16 protein-coding genes are annotated in these 13,458 nt (G+C 55.4%); 10 read left to right on the forward strand and 6 right to left on the reverse strand.

Annotated elements, in window-relative coordinates:
• Positions 1–5: 5 nt before the first annotated feature.
• From ACR0DG_RS13465 to ACR0DG_RS13475, 3 genes are read right to left on the reverse strand one after another with little or no spacing between them, the layout of a single operon-like run.
• The gene (locus ACR0DG_RS13465) at positions 6–872 is read right to left on the reverse strand and encodes a phosphotransferase (protein ID WP_480707182.1); all 867 of its coding nucleotides are present in this window, start codon (positions 870–872) and stop codon (positions 6–8) included.
• A gap of 55 nt (positions 873–927) precedes the next feature.
• Complete coding sequence (locus tag ACR0DG_RS13470; RefSeq protein ID WP_480698028.1) at positions 928–1,593, reverse strand: flagellar hook capping FlgD N-terminal domain-containing protein; 666 nt, start codon at positions 1,591–1,593, stop codon at positions 928–930.
• Positions 1,594–1,595: 2 nt separating this feature from the next.
• A complete protein-coding gene (locus ACR0DG_RS13475) occupies positions 1,596–2,768 on the reverse strand; it encodes a flagellar hook-length control protein FliK (protein WP_480698027.1) in 1,173 nt (390 codons plus the stop codon).
• A 111-nt stretch (positions 2,769–2,879) separates the two neighbouring features.
• Between ACR0DG_RS13475 and ACR0DG_RS13480 the strand changes: the two genes are divergently transcribed.
• The 6 genes from ACR0DG_RS13480 (at position 2,880) to ACR0DG_RS13505 (ending at position 6,600) form a co-directional block, all read left to right on the forward strand.
• Positions 2,880–3,161, forward strand: coding sequence for a rod-binding protein (locus ACR0DG_RS13480; RefSeq protein ID WP_480698026.1), 282 nt, complete (start codon positions 2,880–2,882; stop codon positions 3,159–3,161).
• Positions 3,145–3,504, forward strand: a complete 360-nt coding sequence (locus tag ACR0DG_RS13485; protein WP_480698025.1) for a flagellar biosynthesis protein FlgN — start codon at positions 3,145–3,147, stop codon at positions 3,502–3,504. The genes ACR0DG_RS13480 and ACR0DG_RS13485 overlap by 17 nt, the downstream gene beginning before the upstream one ends.
• A 210-nt stretch (positions 3,505–3,714) precedes the next feature.
• Complete coding sequence (locus ACR0DG_RS13490; protein WP_480698024.1) at positions 3,715–4,959, forward strand: flagellin N-terminal helical domain-containing protein; 1,245 nt, start codon at positions 3,715–3,717, stop codon at positions 4,957–4,959.
• A gap of 77 nt (positions 4,960–5,036) precedes the next feature.
• Entirely contained in the window at positions 5,037–5,411 is a 375-nt protein-coding gene (gene flaF / locus ACR0DG_RS13495) for a flagellar biosynthesis regulator FlaF (protein WP_480698023.1), read from the forward strand.
• Positions 5,411–5,812 carry a flagellar biosynthesis repressor FlbT gene (flbT, locus tag ACR0DG_RS13500; RefSeq protein ID WP_480698022.1) on the forward strand — a complete coding sequence of 134 codons (402 nt, stop codon included), beginning with the start codon at positions 5,411–5,413 and terminating at the stop codon, positions 5,810–5,812. The genes flaF and flbT overlap by 1 nt, the downstream gene beginning before the upstream one ends.
• Positions 5,809–6,600, forward strand: coding sequence for a DUF1217 domain-containing protein (locus ACR0DG_RS13505; protein WP_480698021.1), 792 nt, complete (start codon positions 5,809–5,811; stop codon positions 6,598–6,600). The genes flbT and ACR0DG_RS13505 overlap by 4 nt, the downstream gene beginning before the upstream one ends.
• 80 nt (positions 6,601–6,680) lie before the next feature.
• Here the strand turns inward: ACR0DG_RS13505 and ACR0DG_RS13510 are convergent, their stop codons facing one another.
• From ACR0DG_RS13510 to ACR0DG_RS13520, 3 genes are all read right to left on the reverse strand, one after another.
• The gene (locus tag ACR0DG_RS13510; RefSeq protein WP_480698020.1) at positions 6,681–8,252 is read right to left on the reverse strand and encodes a DUF427 domain-containing protein; all 1,572 of its coding nucleotides are present in this window, start codon (positions 8,250–8,252) and stop codon (positions 6,681–6,683) included.
• Positions 8,253–8,355: 103 nt separating this feature from the next.
• The gene (locus ACR0DG_RS13515; protein WP_480698019.1) at positions 8,356–9,057 is read right to left on the reverse strand and encodes a winged helix-turn-helix domain-containing protein; all 702 of its coding nucleotides are present in this window, start codon (positions 9,055–9,057) and stop codon (positions 8,356–8,358) included.
• Positions 9,029–9,316: a hypothetical protein gene (locus ACR0DG_RS13520; protein WP_480698018.1), complete on the reverse strand. Its 288-nt coding sequence runs from the start codon at positions 9,314–9,316 to the stop codon at positions 9,029–9,031. Before ACR0DG_RS13520 ends, ACR0DG_RS13515 begins: the two co-directional genes overlap by 29 nt.
• Positions 9,317–9,491: 175 nt before the next feature.
• On the opposite strand from ACR0DG_RS13520, the gene ACR0DG_RS13525 reads away from it, so the two are divergent.
• From ACR0DG_RS13525 to ACR0DG_RS13540, 4 genes are all read left to right on the forward strand, one after another.
• Positions 9,492–9,959, forward strand: a complete 468-nt coding sequence (locus ACR0DG_RS13525; RefSeq protein WP_480698017.1) for a hypothetical protein — start codon at positions 9,492–9,494, stop codon at positions 9,957–9,959.
• 109 nt (positions 9,960–10,068) lie between these two features.
• Entirely contained in the window at positions 10,069–10,701 is a 633-nt protein-coding gene (locus ACR0DG_RS13530) for a ribonuclease HII (RefSeq protein ID WP_480698016.1), read from the forward strand.
• A gap of 92 nt (positions 10,702–10,793) precedes the next feature.
• Positions 10,794–11,897 (forward strand): DNA methyltransferase, encoded by a 1,104-nt coding sequence (locus ACR0DG_RS13535; protein WP_480698015.1) that lies wholly within the window; start codon positions 10,794–10,796, stop codon positions 11,895–11,897.
• 135 nt (positions 11,898–12,032) lie between these two features.
• Positions 12,033–13,421 carry an adenylate/guanylate cyclase domain-containing protein gene (locus ACR0DG_RS13540; protein WP_480698014.1) on the forward strand — a complete coding sequence of 463 codons (1,389 nt, stop codon included), beginning with the start codon at positions 12,033–12,035 and terminating at the stop codon, positions 13,419–13,421.
• Positions 13,422–13,458: the final 37 nt, after the last annotated feature.

A 13,458-nucleotide genomic window follows, 5' to 3' on the forward strand; every position in this document is an offset into this window, starting at 1 on the left:
CGGTGCTAAAGAAGACTCGCCTCAAGCCGAAGTCCTACAGCATAGTCTTCGGCGCCATTCTCAACGCGCCATAGGCAATAAGCAGCCATTCTCCATGCGTACCACGGGCGCAGTGTTATAAAGCGTTCGACTGTTTCGGCATCGCCGTAGGCCGTTAAAAACTGGTGCTCTTCCTCAGACGACAAGGGTTGACCGCGGTATAGGTATTGCATGGCGGGCGACAGGAACATGGCGATATCCTCGCACGGATCGCCATGCGCAGGACATTGCCAGTCAATCAAAGTAAGGCCGGACGGAGCGACCAGAATGTTTCCCGCTACTGGATCCCCGTGGATCAGACAGGTTCGGGCGTTGGGCGCGACCTGTAGATTTGGGCGCAACTGCTCTAGCTGCGCCTTGGTTTTCGAAACGCACCCGGCCAAAATTTGCGCGGTATGAGCGTCCAACGCTGAACTGCCGTTACAACCTGCCGGCGCAAGTACCGATGCGCTGTGGGTATGCAATCTGTACAAAAGGTCGGCGACATTCTGAGGTTGCGACTGCCAAGGCGATCCCGGTGCATGATCATAAAAAACCCAGTGACCGTTTTCGTGCGTTCCAGTCGCGCGCAGACGCGGAACGAAACCTGTGTCTTGAAGGGCGCGCAGGCACTGGGCCTCCAGTTCTGCATCATTCCTGAAAAGCGGGTTTCTCAGGTTGGCCCGATACAGTTTCAGCACCTTGTCGCCGTCACCACCCAATACTTTCCAAACCTGATTTGTGCGACCGCCATAAAGGTTCTGAAACCGCGCACGGCTTTCCATGAGACAGGCGTTCCGCAAGTCTTGGACAAGGTCTTCAGGTGGGGCGGTTAGGTCAGGCAGCGGGTTCACCAATTGAGTACGCGAGTCGCAGGTTGCAAACCTTTCGCCCGTCTTGCCCCCCAGATCAAGCGCCAGCTCTGACGCCTGTCACAATTCCTGCCGGGACAACTTGCCCGCTTTTCAGTGTTAGAAAGACAGAACCATCTAGCACCTGGGCTTCAACGACTTTGTTGTAGGCCGAGGCTAACTGTTCCGACAGAAGTTCGTCTCCGTCATAGCTTTCGAGTGTTGCCGAATAACTGCCGGGGGGAAGAGGGTTGCCAGTGCCATCTGTGCCTGCCCAGACGAATTCGGCCTGGTCTGAGGGGACGCTTATCCGTTCGATGACGGTTCCACTCTCGTCGCGGATCGCCATCTTGGCCACAGTGGCCGCCGGATCGACCTCGACCTGTAACGTTAGGGGCTCACCGTCGAAATAAAACGAAGAGGCTGAGCGCACTTCCATTCCAACCCAGGCAGCAAGTTCTCCCATATCGACGTTACCCATGTTCACGGACAATGACGACAAAAGCTCGTTGGTCTGGACTTGCTGCTCAACCATTGAGAATTGGGCCAACTGCGACGCGTATTCGGACGAGTCCAACGGCTCCAGCGGATCCTGGTTTTTAGCCTGCGCCGTCAGCATCAACAGAAAGGTTTCAAAATCAGAGGTAAGCCCTGAACTGCCTGATTGCGCAGATGATTGTGTCTGGCTTGGGCTTTGTGTGGCAGGTTGGGTGGAAGTGATCATTGTCATAACCTCAGGTCGATGCGGCCGGTAGCACCCAAACGTTGTGCAGGCAGCGCGTTTAATGGTGTTGGATCGTTTTGGTCGTCCTCAACCTCTGATCCAGTTTCGGCATTGGCGGCGTCTTGCTGCGCGTGAGCGGACGAGCCCAGGTCAAAAGACAAATCCCCGAACCCGAGGTTTTTGAATTCTGTTTCCAGCACGGAAATGTGACGCCGCATCATATCCAATGTCTCCGGACGTTCGGTCGCAATTGTCAGGTGCATGCCGTCGTCACGGTTGTTTAGTACGATGGAAACGCGGCCCAGTTCTTCTGGGTTTAATGCGATTTCGATGATGCCACCCTGTGGTCTTGCATTTATTACGGCGGCCATCTGGCCTGCGATCGCACGGGTTGTTTCCGTGCGCGCAGCGGTGGTCAAAGCATGTGCTGAGCCTGCCGTTTCGCGTGTCTGTGACAGAGTGGATATGTCCCTTAACGGAAGCGCTTCATCCGATTCCGTAACGGTTAAGCCGTCGATGCTATCTTGGGGGTTTGGCATCATAAGTTGCATTTGAACGACAGTCGGCGCTTTGTCTGGCGAAGTAGGTTTTTTTGCAGGAACATTTTCTGAGAAAGCGGAAACCGGATCACGCCCCGCATTTGTAAATCCACCAGTCAATTCTTGAGCAGGTCGAGCATGATCGTGCGACTTATCGAGCTTGGGTGTCACAGGGGCCACTTTAGCAGCTAGTGGAAGTTCCCCGGCGTTTGGCAAAGCCGCGGTTTGGGTTGTCATGTCCACAACAGGACGGAATGCCTTGTCTGACACCGCTTTCTGATCAAACGGAGGGGCCGCTGCAGTAAATAACGACGGTGGATCAATGGGACTGGCAGTGTCAGCAAGGTCTGTCTCCACAGACTGCGGGCCAGTGACCTCCGCTAGGGGCTCGTCATTGGCCGGTGCATCCTGATCGTTCTCCGCAACGTGATCCAAGGGAAATGCGGCTTGGTCCACGTGAGTATCCGAAGTTGCCAAAGTGGGAGTTTCGACCTCATCCGTCGCCGGCTGCGCCTGTTCCTCCAGAACGGATTGAAAAGAGTCATCCGTTCTGGGCTCGGCGGTGTCTTTGGCGTTCGCGCCGGTCTTGGCGCTGGCTGCAGGTGCCGATGTCGTCACTGAAAGAGGGTTGGGCATTTTGCTCCGGCTCCGATTGTGTGACCAGAAACCTGCCCGCAGGAAGTTACGTTTATTTTAACCGCTATCGTCTTTGTTCGAGAAAGTTCTAAGCAAATTTCGGAGAATACGATGAAGATTTCCACGACGACGCCAACCTCTCAACCACCAGCGGTGCATGACAAGTTGCGATCTGCGGCCATTGAGTTGGAAGCAGCCTTTCTGACCGAGATGCTGAAATCCGCCGGGCTTGGTCAATCGCGCGAATCCTTCGGGGGCGGCACCGGCGAAGACCAGTTCACGTCATTTCTGGTGCAACAACAAGCGCGCCAAATGGCCGAAGCCGGAGGCGTTGGGCTTTCTGAAATCTTGTTCCGGTCTTTGATGGAGAGCGCTCATGCCGACAAAGCCTGAAATCAATCTGGTCAAATCTCTGGAAGAGCTACTGGATTCAGAGCGTGCAGCTTTGGTTCAGGGAGATCTGGACCAGCTCAATCACATGGCACCTGAAAAAGAAAAACTGATAGGTGCGATAAATGACCTCGAAGTCTTTGACACCGCTGCGCTGACCCGTCTGCACAAGAAGGTCGAAAGAAATCAGGCGCTTCTGAACAGTGCGGCGGACGGCATTCGCGCTGTCGCTGAACGGATGGCTGAACTTCGCCGGGTTCGGCAGGAATTCACTACATATGATGCGGGGGGGCAGCGCAGCGGTTTTGCTGTGCGCAGCCACGCCAAGCTTGAGAAACGCGCCTAATCGCAGGTTTGATTCAAATCTGAATTTTCAAACCACCGAGCTTTAGCACTCCGTTAGGGGATCAGAGGCAAAGGTAGTCGGGCACCTGGGAACAGCAGGTGGCGCGAACAGCCGGACGGCGGATCGCAGTGATCAGAAAGACGTTAAAGCCCGCAGATGGTGCGGGGTTAGCACGGGCGCAAAGGGCCCATACGAAAAAAGGAAGAAGCTATGTCCAGCATTCTGACCAACAATGGCGCAATGGTTGCGCTGCAGACTCTGAAGTCGGTCAACAAGAACCTGGCGATGACCCAGAACGCGATCTCGACTGGTAAGGACGTTGCAACCGCCAAGGACAACTCGGCGGTCTGGGCGATCTCGAAAGTGATGGAATCCGACGTCAAGGGATTCAACGCGATCAAAGACAGCCTGGCGCTGGGCGAGTCGACTGTCGCGGTGGCGCGGAACGCATCGGAAACCGTGACCGATCTGCTGAACCAGATGAAAGGCAAGATCGTCGCGGCGCAGGAAGACAACGTGGACCGCGACAAGATCAACACGGACGTGAGCGCCCTGAAGGATCAGATCGAATCTGTTGTGGGTGCCGCGCAGTTCAACGGCCTGAATCTGGTCAACGGTGGCGCAGGAGCGTCAATCCTGTCCTCTCTGGACCGTGATGCGGGGGGTGATGTGACTGCGTCGTCCATCAGCGTTGCTGCGCAAGATCTTTCGGTGGGCGGCTACACGGCCAAGGGTGTCCTTGCGGGATCGGATAACGTGACCACCGACAACGACACCGCTGGCTTCACCATGGATAAGACCGGTGGCAGTGGTGACATCGTAATCGACAGTTCGACCGACAACTTCGAAGCGGGCGACAAGGTCTCGATTGCCGTGGGTGATCAGGTTGCGACCTACACCATCCAGGACTCTGACCTGGATCCGTCGGGCACCTATGACGCAGCTTATACCGATGCCATTGTTGCTGTGGGTCTGAAAAACAAGATCGACGCGCTGGGTATCACGGGTGTCGCGATTGACTACGACTCGGGCAACCCCGGAACGCTGAGCTTCGTGACCGGTACTGCAACGGCTGGTGCGGATGCGGATCGTGACGTGACCGTTGCGGCCCAGTTCACCAACGCTGGTGCAGGCGGTCTTGGCGCTCTGGATTCGATCGACGTTTCCACGGATGCGGGCGCACTGGCCGCTCTGGGTACCATCGAAGGTCTGATCGACACGGCGATCGACGCCTCGGCGGCTTTCGGTTCGGCGCAAGGCCGGATTGAGACCCAGAAAGAGTTTATCTCGAATCTGGCGGACTCATTCAAATCCGGTATCGGTTCGCTGGTTGATGCCGACATGGAAGAGACCTCGGCCCGTTTGCAGGCGCTGCAGGTTCAGCAGCAGTTGGCGACCCAGTCGTTGTCGATTGCCAACCAGGCGCCGCAGTCGATCCTGTCACTGTTCCGTTAACCTCAGGAACCAGATCGGGGCGCGGAAACGCGCCCCGACATTGATCGGCAAAAGACGGCCAATTGGAAGGATTTCAAGTGACACCGCACTCTCTTGCACAGCGCGCCTATGCGCAGACCGCCGCGCCCACCCGCACCCCGCGCGACACCGAATACGAGGCAATCTCAAAGATCACGCATCGGCTTAAGGCCGCCGCCGCCCGGCAAAAAACGGATTTTGGCGGATTCGTTCAAGCCCTACACGAAAACCGTCGCCTTTGGAGTGTGCTGGCAAGCGGCGTAACCGATGCCGATAATGCCCTGCCCAATGATTTGCGTGCGCGGATTTTTTATCTGGCCGAGTTTACAGAGCAGCACAGCAGTCACGTCTTAGGTCAGAAAGCGTCGGTTGAACCTCTTTTGGAAATCAATATGGCCGTCTTGCGTGGGCTACGGCAGATGAGTGCTGCCTGATGGGGGGGCTTGTCTTGAAACTGGCCCCGAAAGAACGGGTGCTGATCAACGGAGTTGTTTTGGAAAACGGCGACAGACGCAGCCGTTTTTCCATCATGACCCCAGATGCCAATGTACTGCGTTTGCGGGATGCTATTCACCCCGATGAAGTCAACACGCCGGTTCGACGTGTCTGCTATGCCGCGCAACTCGTTCTTTCAGGGGACATGGAGGCGGATCATGGCCGCCAACAACTTTTGCGCCGGGTAGAAGAGTTGAGCCAGGTCTTCACAGATGCGGACAGCCGCAAGGTGTTGGCCGAGGCGACAGAGGCGCTATTGGCAAAGCAATATTACAAGTGTCTGAAATCCTTGCGCGCATTACTACCGCGCGAAGAGCGCCTGATGGCATACCGACAATGACGTTTCAGCCGGTCGTCCCTTCTGGTGGTCTTGTCGGATGGCGTTTCTTACAGCGGACATATGATACGCAGATCGATAGTTTCGCGTCATCTGCCGTCAATGAACGTGAAACCCGCTATTTCCTTGAGAATATCAGTAAGGTGGAAACCGCAGAAGATTTGGTTTCGGATCGTCGATTGCTGCAGGTCGCCTTGGGTGCCTTTGGCTTAGAGGGCGATATCAATAATCGCTACTTTATTCAAAAGGTGCTGTCGGACGGAACCAGCGCAGATGATGCGTTGTCCAATCGGTTGTCCGACAAAAGATACCGCGAGTTTTCCGAGGCTTTTGGGCTTGGGCCCGGTGAAATTCGCAGGACGAGCCTGATCACATTCATGGAAGATATTGCGCGCGACAATGTCGTCTCACGTTTTGAGGTCGCTGTCGGAGAGCGGGATGAAACAATGCGCATTTCTCTTTATGCGCAACATGCGCTGGCCGATCTTGCCAGGCAGGAGGGCAGCGGCGATACAAAGTGGTTCGACTTGATGAGCTTACCTCCGCTGCGGAATATGATGGAAACAGCACTCGGCCTGCCATCCAGTTTCGCGCAGCTTGATATCGACAGGCAACTCGAGGTGTTCAAAGATCGGTTGTCTCGCGCAACCGGATCTGACGACCTTAGCCAATTCACAGAAGAGGCTGCCATCGAGCAGCTTACAGACAGGTATCTGGCGCGAAGTCAGATTGCGCAGTTACAAAACACAATTTCACCGGCGCAGACGGCTCTGATCCTGCTGGGGGGTTAAGCACAGGATCGGTTGCCTGTCTGGACATTTAGCTTGCTCTCAAGCGGAAATTTGCGTCTGGCGGGACAGGGATACGCGATTCACCCATCCAATATTGCATCCGCTGCGGTTTTAAGGGCGAAGGAGGCCACCGGTTTTGAGACATTGTGAAGTTTGACATCACCAAGCGGCACCGCGTTCGAACAGGCAGGCAGAATGTCAGCGGAAACGACGATCCGGTGATTGACTGTTTTGCCAAATTCCCCCAACCGAGCGGCAATGTTTGCAGCTTGGCCGATGACCGTAAAATCCAGCCGTTCGCGCGATCCGACATTGCCATAGGTCACACGCCCATAGGCCACACCGATCGAGCAATCGCAGTGGATTTCTGACCCCAGTGTGCGTAGCTCTCCCAGTTTTTCGACAATTTCAATAGCTGTGCGCTGTGCATTACCACGTGCGGTGATCGAGTCATCTCCGGCCGGGAATACAGCCAGGACCGCGTCGCCGATGAATTTGAGAACCTCGCCGCTGTTTTCATGAACGACACCTGACACGGTTTCGAAGAAATCGTTCAGGTGGCTTATGTAAGCTTCCCGGCCCAGTTGTTCTTCCAGAAGGGTAGAATTGCGCAGATCGCAGAACATGATTGCAGCGTCGATCTCATCCCCATCGCCCCGCCGAATTTCACCGCCCAGCACACGGGCGCCGGATCGCTTGCCAACATAGGTTTCCAGCAGAACCTGTGCGTTTTCGCGTTGCATGAAGACTTCGTAAAACCGCGCGATCACGGTCGAGCATTCGAAAACCAAACCGAGGTTTTCCGTGGTGAACCCGTCAGGATGATCGCAGGTCAGTGTCAGAACATTCGTCCGTCCATCGGAAAAGGGCAGGGGCATGGCGACATAGTCAGTCGCCCCTTTGGCCCGTAAGTCTTCCATGATTGGAAAGCTGTTATGCGGGTTTTCGTCGTTCAGGCGCTGACGTACGCCGCCCAGCCCATTCGACACATGTCGCAAGGGGCTGTTGATATAGGCCGGGTGATCGTGGATCTCGTAGGTCGGCACGTTGGTCGATATTTTGTCGACGCCCTTTTCCCAGATGTAGTGCTTCCCCGCGATGAGCGGATGAAGGGACCAGACCAGAATGCTGAGACGTTGAATGGCAATGCCATGTTCCAGCATTTTTTCAGAAAGCGCCTTGGTAAAGTCTTCTGAGGATGAGATCTCGGACGCCCCTCGCATTAGCCAGTCAATCAGCGGACCGCTGATATTACCGTCATTTGGGTCGCGGAGCGCATTCTCGCCCAAATCGATCCGATCATAGGCCGCCGACGCGAATCCAATATGCCCTTGAATGATCTTGCTTTCAGGCAAGGCGTCTTCGTACGCCCAAACAGAGTTGGCCAGCCTTTGATCCGGAAGGATGACGTCATGATACGTTGCGGTGCCTTTGAACGGACAAAACGTCTGAAGATCGGTCTCATCGCTCAGATCAACGCGGACATCCGCGCGTGGAATGTAGATCATGGGCGGCAGCCGTGTCTCGTACATCACCTTTGCATTGGTGCTTTGGGCCAACAAGGTTTTGCCCCGGTAGATAGAGACCGGCCCCTTAAGCTCTTCTACGGTGATGTCATAGCCTGTGGCTTTTGGTGCGACGTGGACGTTCACGGTTAACCTCCTAGCGCGGGTCCTACTAGGATGGGCGCTTTGCGAAGGCATTCCAAGGGGTGTGCCACTTTTTTCCGCTTTAACGGTTTGTTAGGCGGGCAGGTCAGACCATTTGGATGACGTCTTTTTCGATTGAAAGCATGTAGCCCTTTTTGGCGATGTTCTTGACCAGCAGTTCACTGACCATCTGGTTGCCCAAAGCGTCCCGCAGCCGTTTGATCCGGGTGGCACCAGCGGCTTCGTCGCAATCGGCAGCATTTCTGCCCGAGATCATCGCCTCGATTTGGGCGCCAGACAGAACCTCGTCGTCCAACCGGGACTCAGCCAAAACCGAAAGGGTCTCCATCGCGGCAGGCGTCAGCTTGAAATCCATGTTGTTGAGGTAAACGGTGTTTTCCTCGCGGCTGATCAGCAGGGATGTAACCTGAATACCCGTACGTTCGATCTGGGCCATGCGGCGGTTCAACAGCACCAGCATCACCAGAAAGACCAGCGCCGTGACCAGCATTGCGCTTGCGAAAACCAGTAGAACGAAAATGACCATGCGATAGCTGGACAGCGTGTCGGCAAACGCCGTTCCGGATTGTGCCAGGATTTCCAGCAGACGGATTTCGGCCTGCGTTGTGAGGTCACTTTCGACGAATAACCGTTCGACACGAGCGTTAAAGGCATTGGCGTCCGGCAAGGTCCAGAACAGGAAAACGGCTGCAGTCACCAGAATCAGAACAATCGCCGCGATACCCGCGCCGACCAGCCGCACACCTGATCGCCGCGCCTCAGTAACGGAGATAGAATTTTCCGGCATTGCCCTTCCTTTTGCCCAACCCTTCCGGCCCGAAAACTGACATGACATTCAGCAGGGTCCAGCCCGATCCACGCAGACGTTGCGAGACCTCTTTTTTCGCCTTTCCCTTGTCACAGGCAGACACTTTCATGACGCCGTAATGCAGCCGCAGCGGGTTGTCCTGCTTGGCCTTGTAATCGGCATAACAATCCGCAGCCGAAGCGCCAGTGCCGACCGATATCAGGGCAATGATAGCCAGAGAAGATAGGATCTGTTTCATAGGCTGCATCCTGCGCACGCCTTCGCCTGATATTCAATATCCTAAGGGGTTTCGGGGTCCTGATATCCGATAACATTTACCCGTTATTGCTTGTCTGAGGGGCAAGCGACCAGTGTTGGTGCAAGAAATTCGCGGTCCGCTTGGGATCGCATCAGCACGAAAAAGGACAAACAACATGCACCGCAAATTCATCGCTCTGATCGTTGCAACGGCAATCACAATCACAGGCGTTTCAGTGTCACAGGCGCGGGCCGCAGACGCCAAGGACATTCTCGGTGGTCTCGCTGCAATCGCGATCATTGGTGCGGGCGTGCACTACTACAACAAAGAAAAGGACAAAGAGCGTGCCAGCCGCCACAAGCAACATGTCTACAAACCAAAACCCGTAAAGCCGCATCATCCGGTACGGCCCTTGCCCCATCGGGTCGCCAGATATGATCTGCCCAGACGGTGCCTGCGGACATTCAAAAACTACTCGCACAAGCGCCCGCTCTATGGCCCGGGTTGCCTGCACGATCATTACAAATACGCAAATAGCCTGCCGCGAGAGTGCCTTGTCGGTTTCTGGAATGGCAAAAAGGTCAAGCGGGCATACGAACCCGCATGCCTGCGCCATCACGGATACCGCACGGTTTACAAGTAACCGTATCCGAGCAGGAGCGGCGCCAAAGAAGCGCTGCGGAAGAAGAGGGTGGCGAAAGCTGCTCTCTTTTTTTCTTGCGAAGGGCCCGGAAACAGGATTTCCCGGTTCTATGACGATACCGAGTTACGACATTGAAACATCATTGGCCGAAGACGGTTATCTGCGGATCGCCGGTGTGGACGAAGTTGGCAGGGGTCCGCTTGCCGGACCTGTAGTTGCCGCGGCCGTTATCCTGAACCCGCAAGACATCCCCCAAGGTCTGAATGATTCCAAAAAACTGACAGCCAAGCGCCGCGCCGCTTTGGACAGTGTTCTGCGTGAATGCGCCGAGATTACACTTGCCGAAGCCTCGGTTGCCGAGATTGACGAACACAATATCTTGCGTGCCTCGCATTTGGCGATGGAGCGGGCAGTGGCGGCGCTGGACCCGCCACCGGATTTTGTTCTGATCGATGGAAACATGATTCCGCGCGGGCTGGAAATTCCATCGCGGGCTGTCATCAAGGGCGATGCACATTCGGTGTCGATTGCGGCTGCTTCGATCATCGCCAAAAACTGGCGGGATCAGCTGATGGTGGATTTGGCGCAACAGCATCCCGGATATGGATGGGAGACAAACGCGGGTTATCCGTCAAAACAACACAGGGAAGCCTTGCGAAATCTTGGTGTCACCCCACACCATAGACGTTCGTTCAAACCGGTCCACAATATCTTGTATCAAGAGAAAAACGTAAGTCGCTGATTCAAAAAAGAAATTGACGGCGAATCGTCTTTGACTCATCCTTGTCTCAACCAAATGAGCGCAAAAGCGCCGTGGACACTTGAGGCAGTGATATGACTACGACCACCAAAAAGGGCGCAAAAGCGCTCCCTTTAAACACGATTCTATCCGGGGACTGCATCGACGTGATGAACAGTCTGCCGGAGGCGTCGGTTGATCTGATTTTCGCAGATCCGCCTTATAATCTGCAGCTGAAAGGTCAGTTGCACCGCCCGGACAACTCTCAGGTGGATGCGGTTGATGATCACTGGGATCAGTTCTCGAGCTTTGGTGCCTATGATCACTTCACGCGAGAGTGGCTGAAGGCAGCGCATCGTCTGCTCAAGCCCAATGGCGCGATTTGGGTGATCGGCTCGTATCACAATATCTTCCGCGTGGGTTCGGCCCTGCAGGATGCGGGCTATTGGATTCTGAACGACGTAGTATGGCGCAAATCGAACCCGATGCCGAACTTCCGCGGAAAACGCTTTACCAACGCGCATGAAACGATGATCTGGGCGTCGAAACGCGAAGGTGCGAAATACACGTTCAATTACGAGGCGCTGAAGGCCCTGAACGAAGGCGTACAAATGCGCAGCGACTGGGTTTTGCCGATCTGTACGGGGCATGAGCGGCTCAAGGATGAAAACGGTGACAAGGCCCATCCAACACAAAAACCGGAATCGCTGCTGCATCGTGTCCTGATCGGTTCGACCAATCCGGGCGATGTTGTGCTGGACCCGTTCTTTGGCACAGGCACCACCGGCGCTGTCGCCAAGATGCTGGGGCGTGAGTTTATCGGGATTGAGCGCGAGGAAAGTTATCGCAAAGTAGCCGAAAAGCGCATCGCCAAGGTCCGCAAGTTTGACCGCGAAGCGCTGGAGGTCAGCGCAAGCAAACGCGCGGAGCCGCGCGTGCCCTTTGGCCAACTGGTTGAACGCGGCATGCTGCGCCCGGGCGAAGAGCTGTACTCGATGAACCAGCGCCACAAAGCCAAGGTCCGTGCCGATGGAACGCTGGTGGGCGACAATGTCAAAGGCTCGATCCATCAGGTTGGTGCGCATCTTGAGAATGCCCCTTCTTGCAATGGCTGGACCTATTGGTGCTTTAAGCGCGATGGCAAAACAGTACCGATCGACGTGCTGCGCCAGCAAATCCGCGCCGAGATGCACAACTGATTTCTTGAATACCGCCGGTGCCTGTGGCCTGACACATGGCACTTAAGCCTTGCCCCGCCGATTTCGGCGGGGTCTTTTGTTTTCGTCACATACTTAATTCGATAACGTCTGCGGTGCACCGAGGGAGGCTCTGCAATGTCCGAAACCACAGTCAGTGAGTCCCGGTTCAACCGACTTTTCCTAACGCGCCCAGATTCTTACGACCTGGACAACAAATACACCGAGGCTGCGCTGGAAAAACACAAGCGCGAGGGGTTAGAGCTGGCGGTTCGCGCCCGATGGATCGCGATGGCGCTGACCGGAGTATTGCTCATTTTCCTGAACCCGCATTGGGAAGTGCTGTGGTATCACTTCATCCTGTTACTGATCTGCGCGAATGGCTGGCTGATCCGGCGCGCGGGTCGTGTAGGGCAATCGCGTGTCGAGCTTCTTCTGATTTTCGCTGATCTTTTTCTTATGACTTTGGGAATGATTGTTCCCAACCCGTTCAGCGACGACGTGCGCCCTTTGGCCATGCAGTATCGGTTCGACAACTTCCAGTATTTCTTCATCATTCTGGCTGCGGGGACATTGGCATACTCATGGCGCACGGTCGTGGCAATTGGGTCGTGGACTGCGATGATGTGGACAGCGGGCTGGATCATCGCCTGGTGGGTGGCCACACCCATTCCCGGGATCAGCGAGCGCGTGGCCGAGGCATTGGCAGGCTACCCGGATGTGGCCGAGTTGCTGGACCCCAACAGCTTTATGCCATCGCAGCGCATCCAGCAGGTGGTCGTGTTCATGATGGTTGCCGTGACTTTGGGTATTTCCATGCGGAGGCTTAACCGTCTTTTGATGAGCAACGCAGGTCTGGAACGCGAACGCGCTAACCTGTCGCGTTACTTTTCACCGAATGTAGTCGAAGAGCTAAGCCAGAATGACGAGCCGTTGAAACAAGTGCGAAAAGAAAACATAGCCGTGTTGTTCATCGACATAGTCGGCTTTACCAAATACGCGGCTGGCCGGGATCCTTACGAAGTGATCGAGGTCTTGCGTGGTTTTCACGCCCGCATGGAGACTGAAGTATTTCGCCATCACGGCACGTTGGACAAATACCTTGGGGATGGTTTGATGGCCACCTTTGGTACACCGGTTACGACCCCACTGGACGCGAGCAACGCGGTGGCCTGTGCCCGGGCAATGGTTGAGGTGATGGACCGTTGGAATGTCGAAAGACGGCGTTCGGGAGAGCCCGAAATCCACGTTGGGATAGGCGTGCATTTTGGATCGGTTGTTCTGGGTGATATCGGGGCCAACCGGTTGGAGTTCGCCGTGATTGGGGACGCTGTGAATGTCTCGGCGAAGCTGGAGGCGATGACGCGTGATTTTGGGGCGCGAGTGGTTCTAAGCGACGCAGTGCGCAACCGGTTGGTCGAGGAAGGCACCAATCCGGCCGACCAGATGGCAGGGTTTGAGAAAGCCGAAAATCAAAACGTGAGGGGTGTGAAGGACCCACTGGATATCTGGGTAATGAAGCCGTAGTGCTCCCGCCGATCTGAATAGCATCAAAGATGCAATT

The organism is Ruegeria sp. BG8 (genome assembly GCF_056538325.1).